This window comes from Shewanella sp. MBTL60-007, assembly GCF_019654915.1.
Classification (GTDB): Bacteria; Pseudomonadota; Gammaproteobacteria; order Enterobacterales; family Shewanellaceae; genus Shewanella.
The window spans coordinates 13,412-31,274 of sequence record NZ_BPET01000001.1; the positions used below are offsets into that span (position 1 = coordinate 13,412).

Consider the following 17,863-nt stretch of genomic DNA (forward strand, 5'->3'; position numbering starts at 1 on the left):
ACGTATCATCACTCTGATGTCATAAAACTTTAGATAAGTTGTCACTTGTGTGTCATGGAGCTTCCATAGCCTTACAGTCATAGTAACTGGGAGGTTGCGATGACTTCGATAAATTCGTTTGATCAGAACTTGTATCGCTTAGTTGTGCGCAAGGGGCGAGAACATGGCCTCGAGAAGTTGGCTCTTTCTGTGTCAGCTTCGGGTAATGGTTCGCTATATTTGTATCTTGCAGTGCTGTTTCTAATATTTGATGACAAAGGCGAATCACTGCTTTATTCCATGCTTGCAGGGTTTATTGTTGAGCTGCCTCTCTACCTGTTACTAAAGAATATTATTCGCCGTCCGCGCCCCTGTCATGCGTTAGCCGATGGCGTGGCGAGTTTTGAGCCTGCGGATAAATTCAGTCTACCTTCTGGTCATACAGCCGCTGCCTTTGTGATGGCGACCAGTATTTATCTCATCTACCCAGCGCTTATTTATGTTGCCGTCACTTGGGCATTTGCTATCGGTCTTTCTCGGGTGGTGTTGGGTGTGCATTACCCAATGGATATTTTCGCAGGATCTGTACTTGGAGTGACTGCGGTTATTGTTGGTCAGCAAATTACTTAGGAGGTCAGCTTGCGAATTCTTTATGGGGTTCAAGGTACGGGAAATGGCCATCTCAGTCGGGCAAGAGTGATGGCTAAAGCGCTACAGCGTCAGGGCGTAGATGTTGATTTTTTCTTTTCTGGTCGTTCACCTGAGCATTTTTTTGATATGCAGTGTTTTGGTCAATATCGGGTGCAATCTGGGTTAACTTTTGCCACTGAAAATGGTCGCGTAAGTGTGGCAAAAACTGCAAAAGACAATGCTTGGTTAGGCTTTATCAAGGATGTTAAGCGCTTGGATTTAAGCGGCTACGATCTGCTGTTAAATGATTTTGAACCGGTATCGGCTTGGGCTGCTAAAAACCAAGGGGTTCCGTCAATCGGTATCAGTCACCAAGCCGCGTTGAAATATGCAGTGCCTAAGGTAGGTGATAACTGGTTGAGTGACTTCATGTTAAGTTATTTCGCCCCCGTGGATATAGCGCTTGGCTGCCATTGGCATCACTTTGGCTTTCCAATTTTGCCGCCTTTTGTTGAGGTCGATAAAGTTGAACAACAAATAACCCATCAGATCCTAGTTTATCTCCCATTTGAGTCGGCAGATGAAATTGTTGAGTTTTTAGCTCCCTTCGCTAACTACACCTTCTTGGTTTATCACGCATGTAAACCCTCCACAGTACTACCTGAACATATTCGCTGGCATGGATTCGATAGGGTGGGGTTTAAGAGGGAGATGGCGAGCTGCGGTGGAGTCATTGGTAATGCGGGATTCGAGTTGTCTAGTGAGGCGCTAACATTGGGTAAAAAATTGCTCATTAAACCCTTACTTGGACAGTTTGAGCAGCTATCAAATGTGGCTGCACTAGAATTGCTTGGCGCTGCCGAGTGCATGAAAATGAGTTTAGATCCCCAAGCATTACGACGCTGGTTAAAAGCGCCTATGCCCGAGGCTATTCATTATCCAGAGGTGGGAGATGCATTGGTGTCCTGGTTACTTCGAGGGGATTGGAGTCGGCCAGAGGGCTTATGCCAATCTCTTTGGCAAGAGGTGTGCTTACCGACGAGTTGGCAGAAAAAAAGCCCTTAGAAGAGGGAAAGGGCGAATGGTAAGCCGAGCCTCACTCGCGCTTTAGAATTAAGCTGACTAAAGGCGTATAATTAACTTATCTATGTCGATTTTAGTTAATTCAATACCAGTATGCAGTTAAAACCACTCGCAAAAGGACGCTTTCACTCATTATGGCAGCAAGAGCATGATGCTATTGAGCAGATCATGCGAGAGTGTATCACCGAGACCAAGACAGTCTCGGCGCAGCATAAGTTGATGCGGCAAGGGCAGCAGGTGAATGCGCTTATCTTAGTGCATCATGGCCGTATTTCCATGGGATATACGGCGAGAAATGGTCGTAGCTTTCAGTTGGGTACAATGACCTGCGACTCGCAATTATTTGGTGAGATGGAGTTCTTTACCGATTATTTGTGCCAGCTCGATATCATTGCTGAAGAGCCGTTGGAGTTCTCCATTATCAATGGCGAAAAATTGCAGCAAGCATTGGTTAAGACACCGAAGTTTGCGCTGTTTTTTGCTAGCGCCATCGCAATCGACTACCAAGATACGGTAGATATATTTACCCGTCGAATGTTATATCCCATCGCATATAACATCGCCTACGATCTTTATCATCAGTATTTAAATGACCAGCCAGTAGAAGGCTTCACTAAGTGCTATTTAGAGGCCGAGCGCTTCGCGACCACCGATAGGGTTTATCGCCGCGCAGTAAAAAAACTCGAAGATCTTAATCTCATTAAGCGGGAAAGAGAGGGGCTGGTAATTTGTGATATTGAGGGATTAAAAGCCTTTATTGAATAGCTCCAACCCTTACTCAGGCTTGGAGCTATTCCATCATTACAGCGGGTACTTAAGCAGTCTGTAATGTTTGCACCAGTTTTTGGCGATTAGATAACAATAGCATAAGGATGATTAATCCATAGAGCACTGGAATAGCATACATCACAGTTTGTAGGCCGATGATGCTTTCAAACAGTGAGCTGATTGCCGGGCTAAACATCGCGCCAGCACTACCACTGATCAAGATATAAGACACATTACGGCTACTGGCACTTTTCACAAATGATACACCGTAAGCTATAAAGGCGTTATAAAGCGCGGCGCAGGCAAAGCCGTAACCATAGGTTAAGTAGCCAATCCAGTTTAGGTTTTCAGTGGTAACAATAAGAGTGGTGATGGCGAAAGCCAGAGAGATCACCCCCATCAGGAAGTGCTGGATTTTAACTCGGGTAACAATCACGGTAGAAACGAGTGCACCTACTAGTGCCGCAGACCAGTATTGAGTGATGATGTTACCTGCATCTTCAAATGGAATGTCGAACTTAGTCTTAACGAACATGGGAGCCCAAGTCAGGAAAGTGTACAGGGCTAGCATGCCTAAAAATAGACCTAAGCCACCGCTGATGATGCCAAAATTCCACTCTGACTTTTCATCAGCTTGTTCACTGTTGCCCTTGGCTTCACAGAGCTCAAAGTTGGTAGCCAGTGCAATTGCTGCCGTTGCGAGTGCAACAATACCGACAGCTAGGTAGCTGTAGCTCCAAGAAAGTGCATTACTGAGGGCATAAGTGGTGATTAACGGAAATACAACGCCAGCCACGTTAAAGGTCGCATCTTGAACCACTAACAAGGTGCTTTGAATTTTGTCTTTCCACACCGAAACCACAATGGTACCCGCGATGCAAAGACCGATACCACCACATAGGCCAATTACCGTCATAGCTATCATGACGACGCTTAGGGAGCTGGTGAAGTGCAGCGCAGCGGCGCTTAGTGCAATACTGATGTAGCTCAATAGGGTAATGCGTTTGACGCCAATTCTTTCAATTAAGAAGAAGGCGGCAATGGTACCGGCTAGGGCACCGCCATTGAGCAGTGAGAATATAGAGGCCACTTCATTGACGTTTGCTGAGAACTTTTCGCTGATAGGTTCAATGAGCATACCGAACTGGGTTGCAAAGCCTGCCATGACGAAGTTGGCGAGGAAGCTGAGCAAGGTTAAGGATATTTTGTTTTTCATCATCTGTTCCTAATTTTGCCGTATCACGAGCTAAAACTAATCACTAATATAAAAAGTAAGCCGCTGGAAGAGAGACTTCGAGCGGCTTATTTAGTCTTACTGACAGGCTGTTTCTAATGCCAGCTCAATCATCTGATTAAAGGTTAACTGACGAGCCTCTGCACTGGTCTCTTCGCCAGTTAAGCAATGATCCGATACAGTAAGGATAGCGAGCGATTCGAAGCCCTTGTGGTGAGCGAGACCGTATAGACCAGCCACTTCCATATCCACGCCTAACACGCCAAAGCGCTCAAGTGCAGGGATCATATCTTCGTCTGGGTCGTAATACATATCACCGCTAAACACGTTACCGACTTTTACGTTGATCTGCTTTTGCTGTGCAATCATGTAAGCTTTATGCAGTAGGTCGAAGGTGGCTGATGTTGCCATCTGGTAGCCGCTGCTGCGCTTAGCATTGGTTGGAGAGTCTGTGCCTGCAGCCTGAGCTAAGATCACATCGTTAATTTTTACGTCATGCTGGGTGGCACCTAGGCTGCCGACACGTATGATGCGCTTTACACCAAAATCAGCTACAAGCTCGTGGGCGTATAAAACCATAGAAGGAATACCCATACCATGGCCCATCACCGAGATGCGCTGACCTTTATAGAAGCCGGTATAACCAAGCATATTACGAATGTTGGTGACTTCTACCGCATCTTCTAGGAAGTTTTCAGCGATGTATTTTGCGCGAAGCGGGTCGCCAGGCATGATGATAGTTTCAGCGAAATCGCCTGCTTTGCCATTGATATGTGCAGTCATGAGTAATCCTCTTTTTTAATTACGTCAGATAGTAATTGCCTGCGGGAAATGCAGAGAGGACATAAGTCCGCATTGAGCGATATACGTGCAGTTTTTCTGAGGAGTTCACAAAAGCTAGGCTTTAAAAATCGTGATACACAGTGAACGGTTGGCTCAGATTTATCGAGGAAATAGGGAGGCTGTAGCAGGGGAACAGTTAAGATCGCCATGATGGCGGCGATCTTAATGCGTTTGAAGCGAGTTACTTGTGGTACTTCACGGCCATATCGATTAATGGTTCGCGACTGGCTTTTGCTGCACGTAGGCGGGCAAGATACTTCTCCCACAGATCGACTTGATGAGTCGCGAGATCATGTAGGACTTTCCAAGAAAACAGACCTGTATCGTGGCCATCATCGAAGACGATTTTTACCGCATAGTTACCGACAGGTTCAATGGCTGTGATATTGACGTTTTTCTTGTGAGTGACCAGTACCGGGTTGCCGTGGCCATGCACTTCTGCTGAGGGCGAATAAACTCGTAGCATTTCACAGCTCAACTGGTGAACCTCACCGTTATCGAAGGTCATCTCAAGTTGGCGAGATTTACGTTTTAGCTTTAACGCCGAAACATTGGGCGTGTTGTTATCTTGAGTCATCTATTAACCGATATGATTTTAACAAGTATTAGAAACACAATAGCGGTTAAGCACAAAGTTGTCCTTAACCGCTATCACTAATTTAGCCATTATTTGGCAACGAAAGTAAGCAGTGCTTAAAGAATAAAGCGGCTTAAATCTTCGTCTTGTACCAAGTTGTCTAAGTGCGCCTTAACATACTCGGCATCAATCACAGACACTGAGCCTGATTTGTCAGAAGCCTCAAAAGAAAGCTCTTCCATCAAGCGTTCCATGACAGTGTGTAGACGACGAGCACCGATGTTTTCTGTGCGCTCGTTTACCTGCCAAGCGGCTTCGGCAATGCTGTCGATACCGTCTTCGGTAAACTCAACCGTCACGCCTTCGGTTGCCATCAAGGCGATATACTGCTCAGTCAGTGATGCATGTGGCTCAGTCAAAATACGCTTAAAATCACCTGCAGATAGTGCATCTAACTCGACGCGGATCGGTAGGCGGCCTTGAAGCTCTGGAATGAGATCCGATGGCTTAGACATCTGAAATGCACCAGAGGCGATAAACAGGATATGGTCAGTTTTAACCATGCCGTGTTTGGTGTTAACCGTACAACCTTCAACTAGAGGCAGTAGATCGCGCTGTACACCTTCACGAGAAACGTCTGGGCCAGATGACTCACCACGCTTACAGATCTTATCGATCTCATCTAAGAACACGATACCGTGCTGCTCAACTAATTCGATAGCTTGCTCTTTCAAGTCTTCTTGATTAACTAGCTTAGAGGCTTCTTCCTCGATCAATAGCTTATAAGCTTCCTTGATTGGCATCTTACGGCGCTTGCTAGCACCCGGTCCCATGTTTTGGAACATGCTCTGTAGCTGGTTAGTCATCTCTTCCATGCCAGGAGGAGACATGATTTCGATGCCAACTTGCGGTGCCGCAATATCGATTTCGATTTCTTTATCGTCTAGTTGGCCTTCGCGAAGTTTTTTACGGAAGATTTGGCGAGTCGCGCTATCATCGGCTTTCTCGTTGTCCCAATCTTCTTTAGGTTTAGGTAGCAAAGCATCTAAAATTCGCTCTTCTGCCGCTTCTTCGGCGCGGAATTTACACTTTTTAATCTGCTCTTCACGGGTCAGCTTGATGGCAGAGTCAGTTAGATCGCGAATGATCTGCTCAACTTCCTTACCGACATAGCCAACTTCGGTGAACTTAGTCGCTTCAACCTTGATGAAAGGCGCTTTTGCAAGGCGGGCTAGACGGCGAGCTATCTCGGTCTTACCTACACCCGTTGGGCCAATCATTAGGATATTCTTTGGCGTCACTTCTTGGCGTAAGTCAGCGGCAAGCTGCATACGACGCCAGCGATTACGCAGTGCAATAGCAACAGAACGCTTAGCTTTTTGCTGGCCAATAATGTGACTGTCTAGCTCATGAACAATTTCACGTGGTGTCATCTCAGACATAATCTTTCCTCATGCTTTACAGCATTGTCGACCAAGCGCGGGCGCTTAGTACTTTAATTCTTCAATAGTTTTAAACTGGTTGGTGAATACACAGATATCACCTGCGATTGTCAGCGACTTTTCGGCGATTTCAAGAGCACTTAAGTCTGTGTTTTCTAAAAGTGCGGTCGCGGCTGACTGGGCAAAGTTGCCACCAGAACCAATAGCGATAAGGTCATTTTCAGGCTGAACAACATCACCATTACCGGTAATGATTAATGAAGATTCGGCATCGGCCACCGCAAGCAGGGCTTCAAGCTTGCGCAGTACTTTATCTGAGCGCCAGTCTTTAGCCATTTCAACGGCGGCACGCATAAGGTGACCTTGGTGCATTTCGAGTTTAGCTTCGAAACGCTCGAATAGGGTGAATGCATCGGCTGTACCGCCAGCAAAGCCCGCAAGTACCTTGTTGTGGTACAAGCGACGAACTTTTCTAGCATTGCCTTTCATAACGGTATTACCGAGAGAAACTTGGCCATCACCAGCGATAACAACTTGGTTATTTCGGCGTACTGATACGATTGTGGTCACAATAAATCCTCTTCTCTAGCCAGAGGCGTTATGCCTTCTGGTTGACGATAATAGAGATATGGGGATGCTGATTTGAATATCAAGGGGTGTATCGTGGCCAGCCATAAAAAAACGCTGCACAGGGCAGCGTTTTGTTTGAGACGAGTTTATTTAACCTTCCCAGAACCAGATCTGACAGCCGTTGGTGCCGCCATTTTGTAAGATATGACGCTGTCTTTCGGCATCACGTTTCTTATCGTAAGGTCCTAGTACGACTTTATACCAGATCCCGCTGCTACCTTTGACTTTACGCACCTGAGCTTCTAAGCCTTGGAAAGCGATAATCGCTTTTAGCTCATTGGCCTGAGACTCTTTTCTAAATGAGCCACACTGCATCTGGTAAGGACGCTTAGGTTTGTCAGAGGTGTCAGGAATATCGACTTCAACCTTCTTGTTTTCCAGCTCTTCAAGATAGGTCCACTCCTCTTTAGGTACTGGAGGCAGTGCATCAGGATCTTTCTTGACAGGCTTTTTCTTTGGCTGCTCGACAACAGCAGGAGCAGGCGCTGGCTCGTCACTGGAACTTAGAGTCCACAGCAAATAGCCAAAACCGCCTAAGCCTGTAAGCGTGATAAGCAACAGCAGAATAGGGAAACGCTTAGGCGCGCTCCCTTTTGAGCTCTTTTTGCGAGCGCTGTTCTTACCTTTTCGAGCAGGCTTTCGGTTTGCATAATCACGATTTGTCATGGGTTAAAGGTTACATCCGTTCTAACGTTTCAACACCAAGAAGGTTCAGGCCTTGCTTCAAGGTCTTAGCGGTTAGCTGAGACAATAGCAGGCGGCTCTTTTTCAACTCTTCTGTTTCAGCTGCCAGTACAGGGCAAGCCTCATAGAAGCTAGAGAAAGCACCTGCAAGCTCAAATAGGTAACCACAAAGTGCATGAGGCTGACCTTTACCCACCATGCGTGCCATGACTTCACCAAACTGGGCCAGCTTAGTACCTAGGTCTTTCTCCTTCTCGTGATCAAGAATGATTGTTGCATCGCTTAAATCAACGTCTTGAGCACGCTTGAAGATCCCCGCTACACGAGTGTAGGCGTAGAGTAGGTATGGTGCTGTGTTACCTTCAAAGCTCAGCATCTGCTCAAAGCTAAAGATGTAATCACTTGCGCGGTTCTTAGAAAGATCGGCGTACTTAACAGATGCGATACCCACAACACGGGCAATTTCGGCCAGCTCAGCTTCATCCATATCAGGGTTCTTGCTGCGAACAAGTTCGAGTGCACGGCTGTCGGCTTCGTTTAGTAAGTCGATAAGTTTCACCACACCACCAGAGCGAGTCTTGAATGGACGGCCGTCTTCACCGTTCATGGTACCGAAGCCCATGTGCTCGAAGCTCATCTCTTCGCGAACAAAGTTAGCGGTCTTGGCTAGCTTAAACACTTGCTGGAAGTGGAGTGCCTGACGCAAGTCAACGAAGTAAAGTGCACGGTCTGCTTTTAATACGCTTGAACGGTAGCGCATCGCAGCTAAGTCGCTGGTGGCATACAGGTAACCGCCATCGGCTTTTTGGATAATAACCGGTAGAGGCTCGCCTTCTTTGTTTTTAAATTCTTCTTGGAAAACAACTTTTGCGCCGTTGCTCTCTGCAAGTAGACCTTGAGCGTCAAGGTCTGCAACCACTTGCTCTAGGTCATCGTTATAAGCACTCTCGCCGCGAACATCTGCACGAGTTAAGCTGACACCTAAACGCTCGTACAACTCGTGACAATGGCTTAATGAAATATCGTTAAATTCACGCCATAGCTTGTTGCAATACTCATCGCCAGATTGAAGTTCTACAACTAGCTTACGTGCGCGGGTAGCGAACTCTTCAGACTCATCGAAACGCACTTTAGCGGCACGATAGAAGGTCTCAAGATCCGACAACTCCATCTTGGCTTGCTCGCCATTGGCGGCGCGAAGCTCTTCCATATAGGCAAGTAGCATACCGAACTGCGTACCCCAGTCACCCACATGGTTTTGACGAATAACATTGTGGCCAAGAAATTCAAGGGCGCGCACAACGCTGTCACCGATGATCGTCGAGCGTAGGTGACCTACGTGCATCTCTTTGGCTAGGTTTGGCGAAGAGTAATCGACAACAACAGTTTGCGGTGCTGGCAATTCGATACCTAAAGTGTCGCTGTTAAGTGCAGCCATTAACTGGTTTGCCAAGGCGTTATCATCAATAAAGAAGTTGATAAAACCAGGACCTGCGATCTCGACTTTCTCAACATGAGCCGAAGTCGGTAGGTTATCGATCAGTAGCTGGGCGATTTCACGTGGATTTTTACCGGCCGCCTTGGTCAGCATCATTGCCAAGTTAGTCGCAAAATCACCGTGGCTCTTATCTTTCGTTCGGTCGACCTGAATGCGGGCTTCAAAATCTGCAGGAACAATCCCTTGTTGTTTAAGGGCATTTAAAGATTCAGCGAGTAAAGATTGAGTATGTGATTTCATTGGCGTTTGATCGACACTTACATAAAGAAAAATAATAAGGAGTAACCGACTATTTTAGCCGCTAGTGGCGGTGAATTACTATCCTCTAGCGAACTTTTTCTGCATTGAAATGGATAAAGTCGATTTAAAGCAGATCCTGGGGGTCTCTATCTATGCTCCAACGACATTTTTTAGCTAGCGGCAGTTGCTCAATTTGCGGTAGCGCTCGTTCAAACTCCTGCTGCAGTCGATTACGATTTTTAGTCTGGAATAACAGCTGGCGACGATACTTACCGGCTTTCCTGTCGAGCGGTGCAGGCATGGGGCCAATTACCTCACACTCTTCATCTTGCGGTAACAAAGCACCTATCTGGCTCAATAGGTTATCGGCATCGATAGCTTGATGGGCCTCGGCACGAATTAACACCATGTGCCATGCTGGTGGAAGTAAGGCTTGAGTCCGTTCAAATAGCTGATTACGGGCAAATTCTCCATAACCTTTGTGCATCAGTTCGCGCAGCATGGCGTTATCGCTTTGATGGGTCTGCAGCAATACTGTACCGGGCTTAGTGGCGCGCCCAGCACGACCGGAGACTTGAGTATAGAGCTGACCAAAACGCTCTGGTGCTCTAAAATCGGCGCTAAATAGCGCACCATCGACATCTAACAGCCCTACGAGGGTGACATCGGGGAAATGGTGTCCCTTGGCAAGCATCTGGGTGCCGACAAGAATTTTATACTCGCCTTTATGAATAGCGTTGAGGTGCTCTTCGAGCGAGCCCTTATTGCGGGTGGTATCTCTGTCTATACGCACCACAGGATGGTTGGGAAACTCTTTTTCTAAAAATGAAGCCAGTTGTTCAGTGCCTACGCCTTGCCCCGCAAGCATGGTGCTGCCGCAGCTATGGCACTGTCTCGGGATGGCATATTGATTACTGCAGTGGTGGCAGCGAATTTCACCGAGGGCCTGATGTACGGTGAAGAAGGCGTCGCAGCGATCGCACTCGTGTAGGTGACCACATTCGTGGCAGATGAGTGCTGGGGCAAAGCCGCGGCGGTTCAAAAACAGGATCACCTGATTACCTGCATCGAGGTGGATTCGCATCTCATTTAATAGTGCGTGAGATATCCCCGAACGCAGTGGTTGATTGCGAATATCGATGATGCCCTGGCGTACTTTTTCGGCTGCGCCCGCACGTTTGGCTAGATGCAGGTGTTGATAACGACCATTTAAGGCGTTTTGTAGTGTCTCTAGTGATGGTGTAGCCGTGCCTAAAATCACCGGGATCTGCTCTAGGTGACCGCGCATCACGGCTAAGTCGCGGGCGTGATAGCCAACACCTTCTTGCTGCTTAAAACTGGCGTCGTGCTCTTCGTCTAAGATGATCACCCCGGGGTAAGCCATAGGGGTAAACAGTGCCGAGCGAGTACCGATAATAATTGCTGCCTCTCCAGATTTGGATTGGCGCCAAGCATCAAGCCTCTGGTTATCGGTGAGTCCTGAATGGATCACCGCTACCTTGACGTTGAATCTGCGTCTAAATCGGTTAATAGTTTGTGGCGTAAGGCCAATTTCGGGAACGAGTACTAAGGCTTGCTTTCCTTGCCTGAGCACGGTTTCGAGCATGGCAAGATAGACCTCGGTCTTTCCCGAACCCGTGACCCCTTCAAGCAGGGTACAGTGGTAACCGGACTGCTGGGTTAGGGTTGCTACGGCAATGGCCTGTTCTGGGTTGAGCCTATGGGGCTCTTCTGTCATCTCAAGTGTTTCACGCCAACTTAAATCGGTGGCAAGTATACGGCTTTTCTTTTCAATCCAACCTTTGTCGTCCAACGCTTTTACGGCGGCTTTGCTTAGATCCAACGTGGTAATTTCGTTTAGCTCTAAGTCGCGTTCACGTAGAGTATGCAGTAGTTTACGCTGTGCCGGTGCGCGGTTCAGTTGATTGATATCAGCCTCTTTGCCAGCATCGGTTAACGTCCAATAGCTGACGGTAGAGGCTTTTACTTCGGCACCTTTGCGCAGTGCCACAGGAATGGCTTGTGACAGCATCTGACCTAGGCTGCAGAAGTAATACCTTGCAGCCCAAGCGGTTAATTTATAGAGTGATTCTGGTAGTAGTGGCTCGGTGTCAAGGATTGCCACAATCGGTTTGATCTGCTTAGGCGTCAGTGAGCAGCTATCGCTGGTGGCGGTAATTAGGCCGATGAGTTGTTGACGACCAAATGGCACCTGTACACGCATGCCTTTTTGAGGCGTAATGGTGATGTGCTCAGGCACTTGGTAGCTAAAGTTTTGCCGCATTGGAACGGGAAGTGCGACCTCAACAAACAAAGGCATAGGGTTACTGTTTCGAAAGGATATTGGCTTTAAGTGTACCGAGGCTATTAACTGAGAGCTAGCGAGAATTGATTTTATTAGCCCGATGCGAAGTGATGGTTATTAGGTGGAGACAGATGTTCGCTGGCGGTTATACTCTGTTTTATAGACCAATATTTTAATAAAGAAATGACCAACATAGATGGTTAACTTAGATTAGGAAGCACTTTAATGAAGAGAATCATATTGGCGCTAGCAGGCTTTATGATGCTAACCACGGCCCATGCACAGGTGTCCCATGTCAGTATTAATGAGCGGCAATTTGAGCTTGGTCAGCATCCTAGTTTAAAAGTTAATATCGTGTCATCTCACTCTAGCTTAAAAAAAGTTCAGTTTTCTATTCGTCAGGCCAGCGGCGAAGAGCGGCTCATCTCTAAGCCCTTGACGAGCTTTATGGTGCAAGTGGAAGGTGTCGATGATGTGGTCGATAAAGATGCCGTGTTAATAGTTAAAGAGTATCAGGTTAATCGCTGGCACCAAGTTAAGGTGTTAAGTTTATTTAACTCTAATTTGTCACACGCCGAAAAGGATAGCCGCTCTTTAGCTGCTCCAGAGCTTAAATCAACGGAAAGCCTAGTTGGAAATAATAGCGGTATTCGAGTTAGTGGCGCTGACGTCATAGTGAGTCGCTTAGACGATTGCCAGATTGAATTTGATGGTAAAGAGACGCTTTGGCGGGTGGCTAATCGACAATCAAAACGATGGGGAATTAGCCCCTATGGAGCGATGCTCGCCATTTTTGAGACGAATCCTAAGGAGTTTAATCGGCAGAGTATTCATGGTCTGAAATCAGAGGCTAAATTGGAGTGTCCGTCGATGACCACGCTGGAGAAGTATGCTGATGCCAAGGCTGCAGAGAAAGAGTTTGATGCGATGAAATAGTGATTTAATACCTTAGTGCAGAGCACAGTAATAATGGCTTTTTACTGTGGTCGGGTATAATTCATTAAACAGCTAAAGTGGTGCTTGAATCTACAATATAGATCCTGTAGTATTCGCCGCCTAAATAATTTTATTAACTGCATGTGGTGTCCGACTTCGGGTTGGAAGAGCGACATGGCCTTTTACTGAGGTAATTCCAATGAAACCAGGCATTCATCCTGATTATGCAGAAATCACTGCAACTTGTACTTGTGGTAACGTTATCAAGATTAACTCTACTGTAGGTAAAGATTTACACCTAGACGTATGTGGTTCATGTCACCCATTCTACACTGGTACCCAGAAAGTTATGGATACTGGCGGACGTATCGACAAGTTCAACAAGCGCTTTGGTGCACTTGGCAAGAAGTAATTACTTCTGCAATGAATTTAAAAAAGGCGCCTTATGGCGCCTTTTTGCTATCTTGAGTTTACCGTCAGCATCTGTGCTCACCAGTTAAGGGGGACTTTTCTACCTGTTCACATAGCTATCTGTCATGGCCCCGTGATACTTTTACTGCATGGCGTGTTTCTGCGTTGTGGGTATTAAGGAGAGCCAAGAGATGGGTCTAACAAGAGTATTGGCAGTCCTGCTGTTAGCTTTACAGGTTTTCGCCGCACAAGCGAGCCAGTGTGTGCCGACTCAATTTGATGAAACCGTTACCCTAGATTACGTTAACGATGGGGACACAATCACATTAACTGATGGTAGATTGATCCGCCTTATCGGTATCGATGCCCCAGAGATCGATTTTCAATTTCCTGCTCTTTCTCAGCCCTATGCGACTTCGGCAAAACAATACTTGTCACAGAGAATCAAACCCGGCCAGACGCTACTATTGGCTTTCGATAAGAGGCGTTTAGACTTTTTTGGGCGTACATTGGCCTATGTTTACACTCAAGATTTACAGCATCTGCAAGAGTTGATGTTAGCTAACGGTTTTGCCAAGGCAAGGGTCTATCAGAATGATTACTTTTGGCAATGTCTAAGTAAGGTTGAGCAAAAAGCACGGGAGCATAGGGTTGGACTCTGGAGCCATAAAGCTTATCAAGCCAAGCTGACCAATGCACTTTCTCGTGATGATAGTAATAAATGGTTAGAGGTCAGAGGAGTTGTTACGGGTTATGAAAGAAAAGGTCAAAATTTTGAGCTAAATATCGATAATAACTTAGTTGTGATGATGTCTCAGCAAGATATTGGTAAGTTTAGTAACATTTTGACTCTTAATCTGCTTGAAAGCCCAGTAATTGTTCGAGGCAAGCTGTACTTTTCTTACGGTAAATATCGCCTAAATGCGACTCATCCCTCCCAGATAACCTTAGAAAATACACCCTAGGAATAATATATAGCGATAAAGTTAAAAAATGAGAAGAACTTATTTGAAATGACCTGAGATTCAAGTATCTTAGCGGCTATCAGCTAACTGTTTTTTGCTCAAATAAGATGCTTTAAAAAAGCACTATTATCGAGCCGTAAAATGAACCTTTAGTTGTCGACCTTTCGCTCAGGATATTATTAGTCGCACTCAGGATTAGAAAAATGGCAGATCTTCGTCAACAAGCCCTCGATTATCACGAATTCCCAGTACCAGGCAAAACAGCTGTTTGCCTAACCAAACCCGCAGCAACTAGCATGGATCTCGCGCTAGCCTATAGCCCAGGCGTTGCAGAACCTGTACGTGAAATTGCGGCTAATCCCGACAACGCATACCGCTTTACTGGTAAAGGTAATACGGTTGCAGTGATCTCTAATGGTACGGCTATTTTGGGCTTAGGTAACTTAGGTCCATTGGCCTCTAAGCCTGTTATGGAAGGTAAAGCGTTACTGTTCAAACACTTTGCGAATATCGATGCAACGGATATCGAAGTTAAACACAGAACATCTGAAGAGTTTATTAATACGGTTGAAGCAATCGCAGATACGTTTGGTGGTATTAACCTTGAAGATATCAAGGCGCCAGAATGTTTTGAGATTGAAAAAGCGCTAATCGAGCGTTGTAATGTACCAGTATTCCACGATGATCAGCATGGTACCGCAATTGTTACAGCGGCGGGCATGATTAACGCGCTGGAAATCCAAGGCAAGTCTATCGAAGAGGCTGTATTTGTTTGTATGGGCGCTGGTGCGGCTGCGATCGCCTGTATGACGATGATCGTTAACTGTGGTGCGCAGCGCGAAAATGTCTACATGCTAGATAGAAAAGGCGTTATTCATACTCGTCGTGACGACATTAATGAATATAAAGCGTTATTTGCTAACAACACCGATAAGCGTACGCTACAGGATGTGATTAAAGGTGCTGACGTATTCTTAGGCCTTTCGGGTCCAGATGTTCTTGCAGCGGAAGATGTTGCGCTGATGGCCGACAAGCCTGTTATCTTTGCTTGTTCTAATCCTGATCCAGAGATCAAGCCTGAGTTAGCACACGATGTTCGTAAGGATCTGATCATGGGTACGGGCCGTAGCGACTACCCTAACCAAGTTAACAACGTTCTTTGCTTCCCATTCATCTTCCGTGGTGCGCTAGATGTGCGTGCTTCTAAGATTAATGATGAGATGAAGATTGCGGCTGTGCATGCCATCGCGGCATTAGCAAAAGAGCCTGTGCCAGCCTCTGTGCTAGCGGCATATCCGAATGTAGACTCACTTGAGTTTGGTCCAGACTATGTGATCCCTAAACCAATCGATGCTCGTCTGCTACCAAATGTAGCCAAAGCGGTTGCGATTGCGGCGATTGAATCTGGCGTAGCGACAATTAAAGAGCTACCTGAAGGTTACATGGAGTCTTAATTCTTCGTGCAACGGCATAAAAAAGGGCCCTTAGGCCCTTTTTTGTTGCCGAGCGTTTTTCGATTACTGTATAACTGAATGTTATTAAGCTAAGGCGGGCTTTTTCATTATTTTCTGGGGTGCGATTAAGAGTATGATGATTTAGGCGCAATAAAAAGATCCTGCAGGAAGCGGACTGATGAAACTGACTCGAATTCTAACTAAAAAACTGACTAGCTTTTGGCTTATGTCATTGGCTGGTGTCGCATTTATCTGTTTTTTGACTGCGATGGTTAGCTTTATTCAGTTAACTTATTCCTTCCAACAGAATAAGGTAGGCGAATTAGAAAGCCTGATTGAACAGCAGTTTACTAAAAATTTGTCACAACTAGGTGGAGATGAGGTGGAGCAGTGGCTACCGCCTTTGCTGCGAGCCTATCAAGCCAGTAATTTCTCTTTATCCCAAAATAATCAATCAATTTTTGAATACCAGTCATCGACACCGTATAAGCACGGCGTGAGCTATACAAGTGCACTTGCCGATGGTCAGTTAATGATGACACTCACCATGCCTCAGCCATTTAGTAAAGCCGATGTGAGCTGGGGTGAGCTCTTGGTGATCATTATTGGCTGCTTCACCGTCTTTTTATTTGTGCGCTTTGGGTTTCGTTGGTTTTCGGTTCAACTAATTGGTATCGAAGATCTTGCAATGCGTTCTAGCCTGATTCTATCGGGAAAACACGATAAGGCACTCGCTGAAAAGGGCGATGGCAAACCTCGATTGATAAATCGAGCGCTTACCCACCTGCTGTTAGAGTTAGATGATGCCCACAAAGAGCGTGCTCGCTTCGATCAGTTTATTCGCTCGAATACATTTCTAGATGCGAGTACTGGCATTGGTAATCGACTATTTCTGAAAAACCGTCTCGACGCGCTCAGTAATCAGAGGGGCATGATGACGCCTGGGGTGCTGTACTTACTAGAGATGGAAGATTTAGATTTGTTAAGCAAAGAGCTTAATGAATATGAAATGGATGAATTACTGTCGCAACTGATCGGTACCATTAATCAAATTTTAGCCGATAAGGCCAATAGTATTTTTTCGAGGCGTTCAAACAATCAATTTGCCGTCGTTGTACCACAGATTTCGCAGCTAGAAGCAGATCAGTTGGCGGCTAAGTTATTACGCTTAAGCATGAATCAGCTCAGTACCAGAGTTCACCTTCCAGATGACTTTATCCATATTGGCGGAGCATACTTTAAGGTTGGCGATGATAAAGATGCACTGGTCGAAGAGGCTGAATTAGCACTGCGCTCGGCACAATTTCAAGGAAGCAGTAGCTGGTTTATGTACGATAAAGGTGCGGTCGATGGTGAGCTGTCAAAGGGCTCGGTACGCTGGCGTAGCTTTCTGGAAAATGTCTTGGTGAGTAAGAGGATCTTCCTATTTTCTCAGCCCGTTGTCGATAGTGACTCCCATGCTCATCATCAAGAGGTGACCAGTAGGCTTCGTGACACTCAGGGGAATCTAGTCAGAGCCACGCTATTTTTGCCTATGGCGATAAAGTGTGGTCTAACGCCTCAGATAGAGCGACAAGTGATAGAGATGGTGATGTTCGATCTCTTACCTAAGCATAAAGATAATAGTCTTAAGTTCAGTATTAATTTGAGCTTAGATACCTTGGTTAGCCGCGCATTTGTGCGCTGGCTAAAAACAACCCTACTCGAATACCGCCATCTAGCGCCACGGCTGATCTTCGAAGTCAATGAAGATATTTTAGTTAATCATCAAGCACAACTAGCAGAGCCATTGGACATGATTCAGAAAATGGGGGCTGCAATCTGTGTTGATGGTGTAGGCCAGCAGGTAGTGAGCACTGAATATATCCATCACTATCCCATCTCCTTGATCAAACTGCATCGTTCAATTGTTAACCACATCCATCTGCGTGCAGAGAATCAGCTATTTGTGCGTAGCTTGATGGGGGGCTTGTACCGTACAGGGGTGCAAGTGTGTGCTGAAGGTGTAGAAGTCTTTGAAGAGTGGCAGACTTTGCAGATTTTGGGAGTCAGTGCTGGTCAGGGGAGCTTCTTCAGCGAGCCGATCGAAGAGGTATAGTTTGTTTCTTCTTTGTTAGTGTTTGTTGCGCTTTATTCCTAAATTGGGGTTTTATCTATAAAAATCAGGGATAACTCGCTACACTA

The 17,863-nt window shown here is 46.1% G+C and carries 16 protein-coding genes; 8 read left to right on the forward strand and 8 right to left on the reverse strand.

Annotation, left to right across the window (positions count from 1 at the left end; all coding sequences use genetic code 11):
• Positions 1-99: 99 nt before the first annotated feature.
• The 3 genes from K5Q92_RS00080 to K5Q92_RS00090 all read left to right on the forward strand — a co-directional run bounded on the left by K5Q92_RS00080 (position 100) and on the right by K5Q92_RS00090 (position 2,457).
• Positions 100-609, forward strand: coding sequence for a phosphatase PAP2 family protein (locus K5Q92_RS00080; RefSeq protein ID WP_220767016.1), 510 nt, complete (start codon positions 100-102; stop codon positions 607-609).
• A 9-nt stretch (positions 610-618) separates the two neighbouring features.
• Complete coding sequence (locus K5Q92_RS00085) at positions 619-1,674, forward strand: MJ1255/VC2487 family glycosyltransferase (RefSeq protein ID WP_220767017.1); 1,056 nt, start codon at positions 619-621, stop codon at positions 1,672-1,674.
• A gap of 111 nt (positions 1,675-1,785) precedes the next feature.
• Positions 1,786-2,457: a Crp/Fnr family transcriptional regulator gene (locus K5Q92_RS00090; RefSeq protein WP_220767018.1), complete on the forward strand. Its 672-nt coding sequence runs from the start codon at positions 1,786-1,788 to the stop codon at positions 2,455-2,457.
• Positions 2,458-2,506: 49 nt separating this feature from the next.
• On the opposite strand, the gene tsgA is transcribed toward K5Q92_RS00090, so the two are convergent.
• From tsgA to priA, 8 genes are all read right to left on the reverse strand, one after another.
• A complete protein-coding gene (tsgA, locus tag K5Q92_RS00095; RefSeq protein ID WP_220767019.1) occupies positions 2,507-3,676 on the reverse strand; it encodes an MFS transporter TsgA in 1,170 nt (389 codons plus the stop codon).
• Positions 3,677-3,772: 96 nt separating this feature from the next.
• On the reverse strand, positions 3,773-4,477 hold the full coding sequence (gene deoD / locus K5Q92_RS00100) for a purine-nucleoside phosphorylase (RefSeq protein ID WP_220767020.1): 705 nt from the start codon (positions 4,475-4,477) through the stop codon (positions 3,773-3,775).
• Between the two features lie 241 nt (positions 4,478-4,718).
• A complete protein-coding gene (locus K5Q92_RS00105) occupies positions 4,719-5,114 on the reverse strand; it encodes a gamma-butyrobetaine hydroxylase-like domain-containing protein (RefSeq protein WP_220767021.1) in 396 nt (131 codons plus the stop codon).
• A gap of 116 nt (positions 5,115-5,230) precedes the next feature.
• On the reverse strand, positions 5,231-6,556 hold the full coding sequence (hslU, locus tag K5Q92_RS00110; RefSeq protein WP_220767022.1) for an ATP-dependent protease ATPase subunit HslU: 1,326 nt from the start codon (positions 6,554-6,556) through the stop codon (positions 5,231-5,233).
• A 45-nt stretch (positions 6,557-6,601) separates the two neighbouring features.
• On the reverse strand, positions 6,602-7,126 hold the full coding sequence (gene hslV / locus K5Q92_RS00115) for an ATP-dependent protease subunit HslV (protein ID WP_220767023.1): 525 nt from the start codon (positions 7,124-7,126) through the stop codon (positions 6,602-6,604).
• Positions 7,127-7,276: 150 nt separating this feature from the next.
• The gene (locus tag K5Q92_RS00120) at positions 7,277-7,852 is read right to left on the reverse strand and encodes an SPOR domain-containing protein (protein WP_220767024.1); all 576 of its coding nucleotides are present in this window, start codon (positions 7,850-7,852) and stop codon (positions 7,277-7,279) included.
• 10 nt (positions 7,853-7,862) lie between these two features.
• Positions 7,863-9,608 (reverse strand): arginine--tRNA ligase, encoded by a 1,746-nt coding sequence (gene argS, locus K5Q92_RS00125; RefSeq protein ID WP_220767025.1) that lies wholly within the window; start codon positions 9,606-9,608, stop codon positions 7,863-7,865.
• A gap of 124 nt (positions 9,609-9,732) precedes the next feature.
• Positions 9,733-11,928 carry a primosomal protein N' gene (gene priA, locus K5Q92_RS00130; RefSeq protein WP_220767026.1) on the reverse strand — a complete coding sequence of 732 codons (2,196 nt, stop codon included), beginning with the start codon at positions 11,926-11,928 and terminating at the stop codon, positions 9,733-9,735.
• A gap of 210 nt (positions 11,929-12,138) precedes the next feature.
• On the opposite strand from priA, the gene K5Q92_RS00135 reads away from it, so the two are divergent.
• The 5 genes from K5Q92_RS00135 (at position 12,139) to csrD (ending at position 17,777) form a co-directional block, all read left to right on the forward strand.
• A complete protein-coding gene (locus tag K5Q92_RS00135) occupies positions 12,139-12,849 on the forward strand; it encodes a FimV/HubP family polar landmark protein (RefSeq protein ID WP_220767027.1) in 711 nt (236 codons plus the stop codon).
• Positions 12,850-13,048: 199 nt separating this feature from the next.
• Positions 13,049-13,261 (forward strand): 50S ribosomal protein L31, encoded by a 213-nt coding sequence (gene rpmE / locus K5Q92_RS00140; protein WP_220767028.1) that lies wholly within the window; start codon positions 13,049-13,051, stop codon positions 13,259-13,261.
• A 190-nt stretch (positions 13,262-13,451) separates the two neighbouring features.
• A complete protein-coding gene (locus K5Q92_RS00145; RefSeq protein ID WP_220767029.1) occupies positions 13,452-14,225 on the forward strand; it encodes a thermonuclease family protein in 774 nt (257 codons plus the stop codon).
• Between the two features lie 203 nt (positions 14,226-14,428).
• A complete protein-coding gene (locus K5Q92_RS00150) occupies positions 14,429-15,679 on the forward strand; it encodes a malic enzyme-like NAD(P)-binding protein (protein ID WP_220767030.1) in 1,251 nt (416 codons plus the stop codon).
• Positions 15,680-15,857: 178 nt separating this feature from the next.
• The gene (gene csrD, locus K5Q92_RS00155) at positions 15,858-17,777 is read left to right on the forward strand and encodes an RNase E specificity factor CsrD (RefSeq protein WP_220767031.1); all 1,920 of its coding nucleotides are present in this window, start codon (positions 15,858-15,860) and stop codon (positions 17,775-17,777) included.
• Positions 17,778-17,863: the final 86 nt, after the last annotated feature.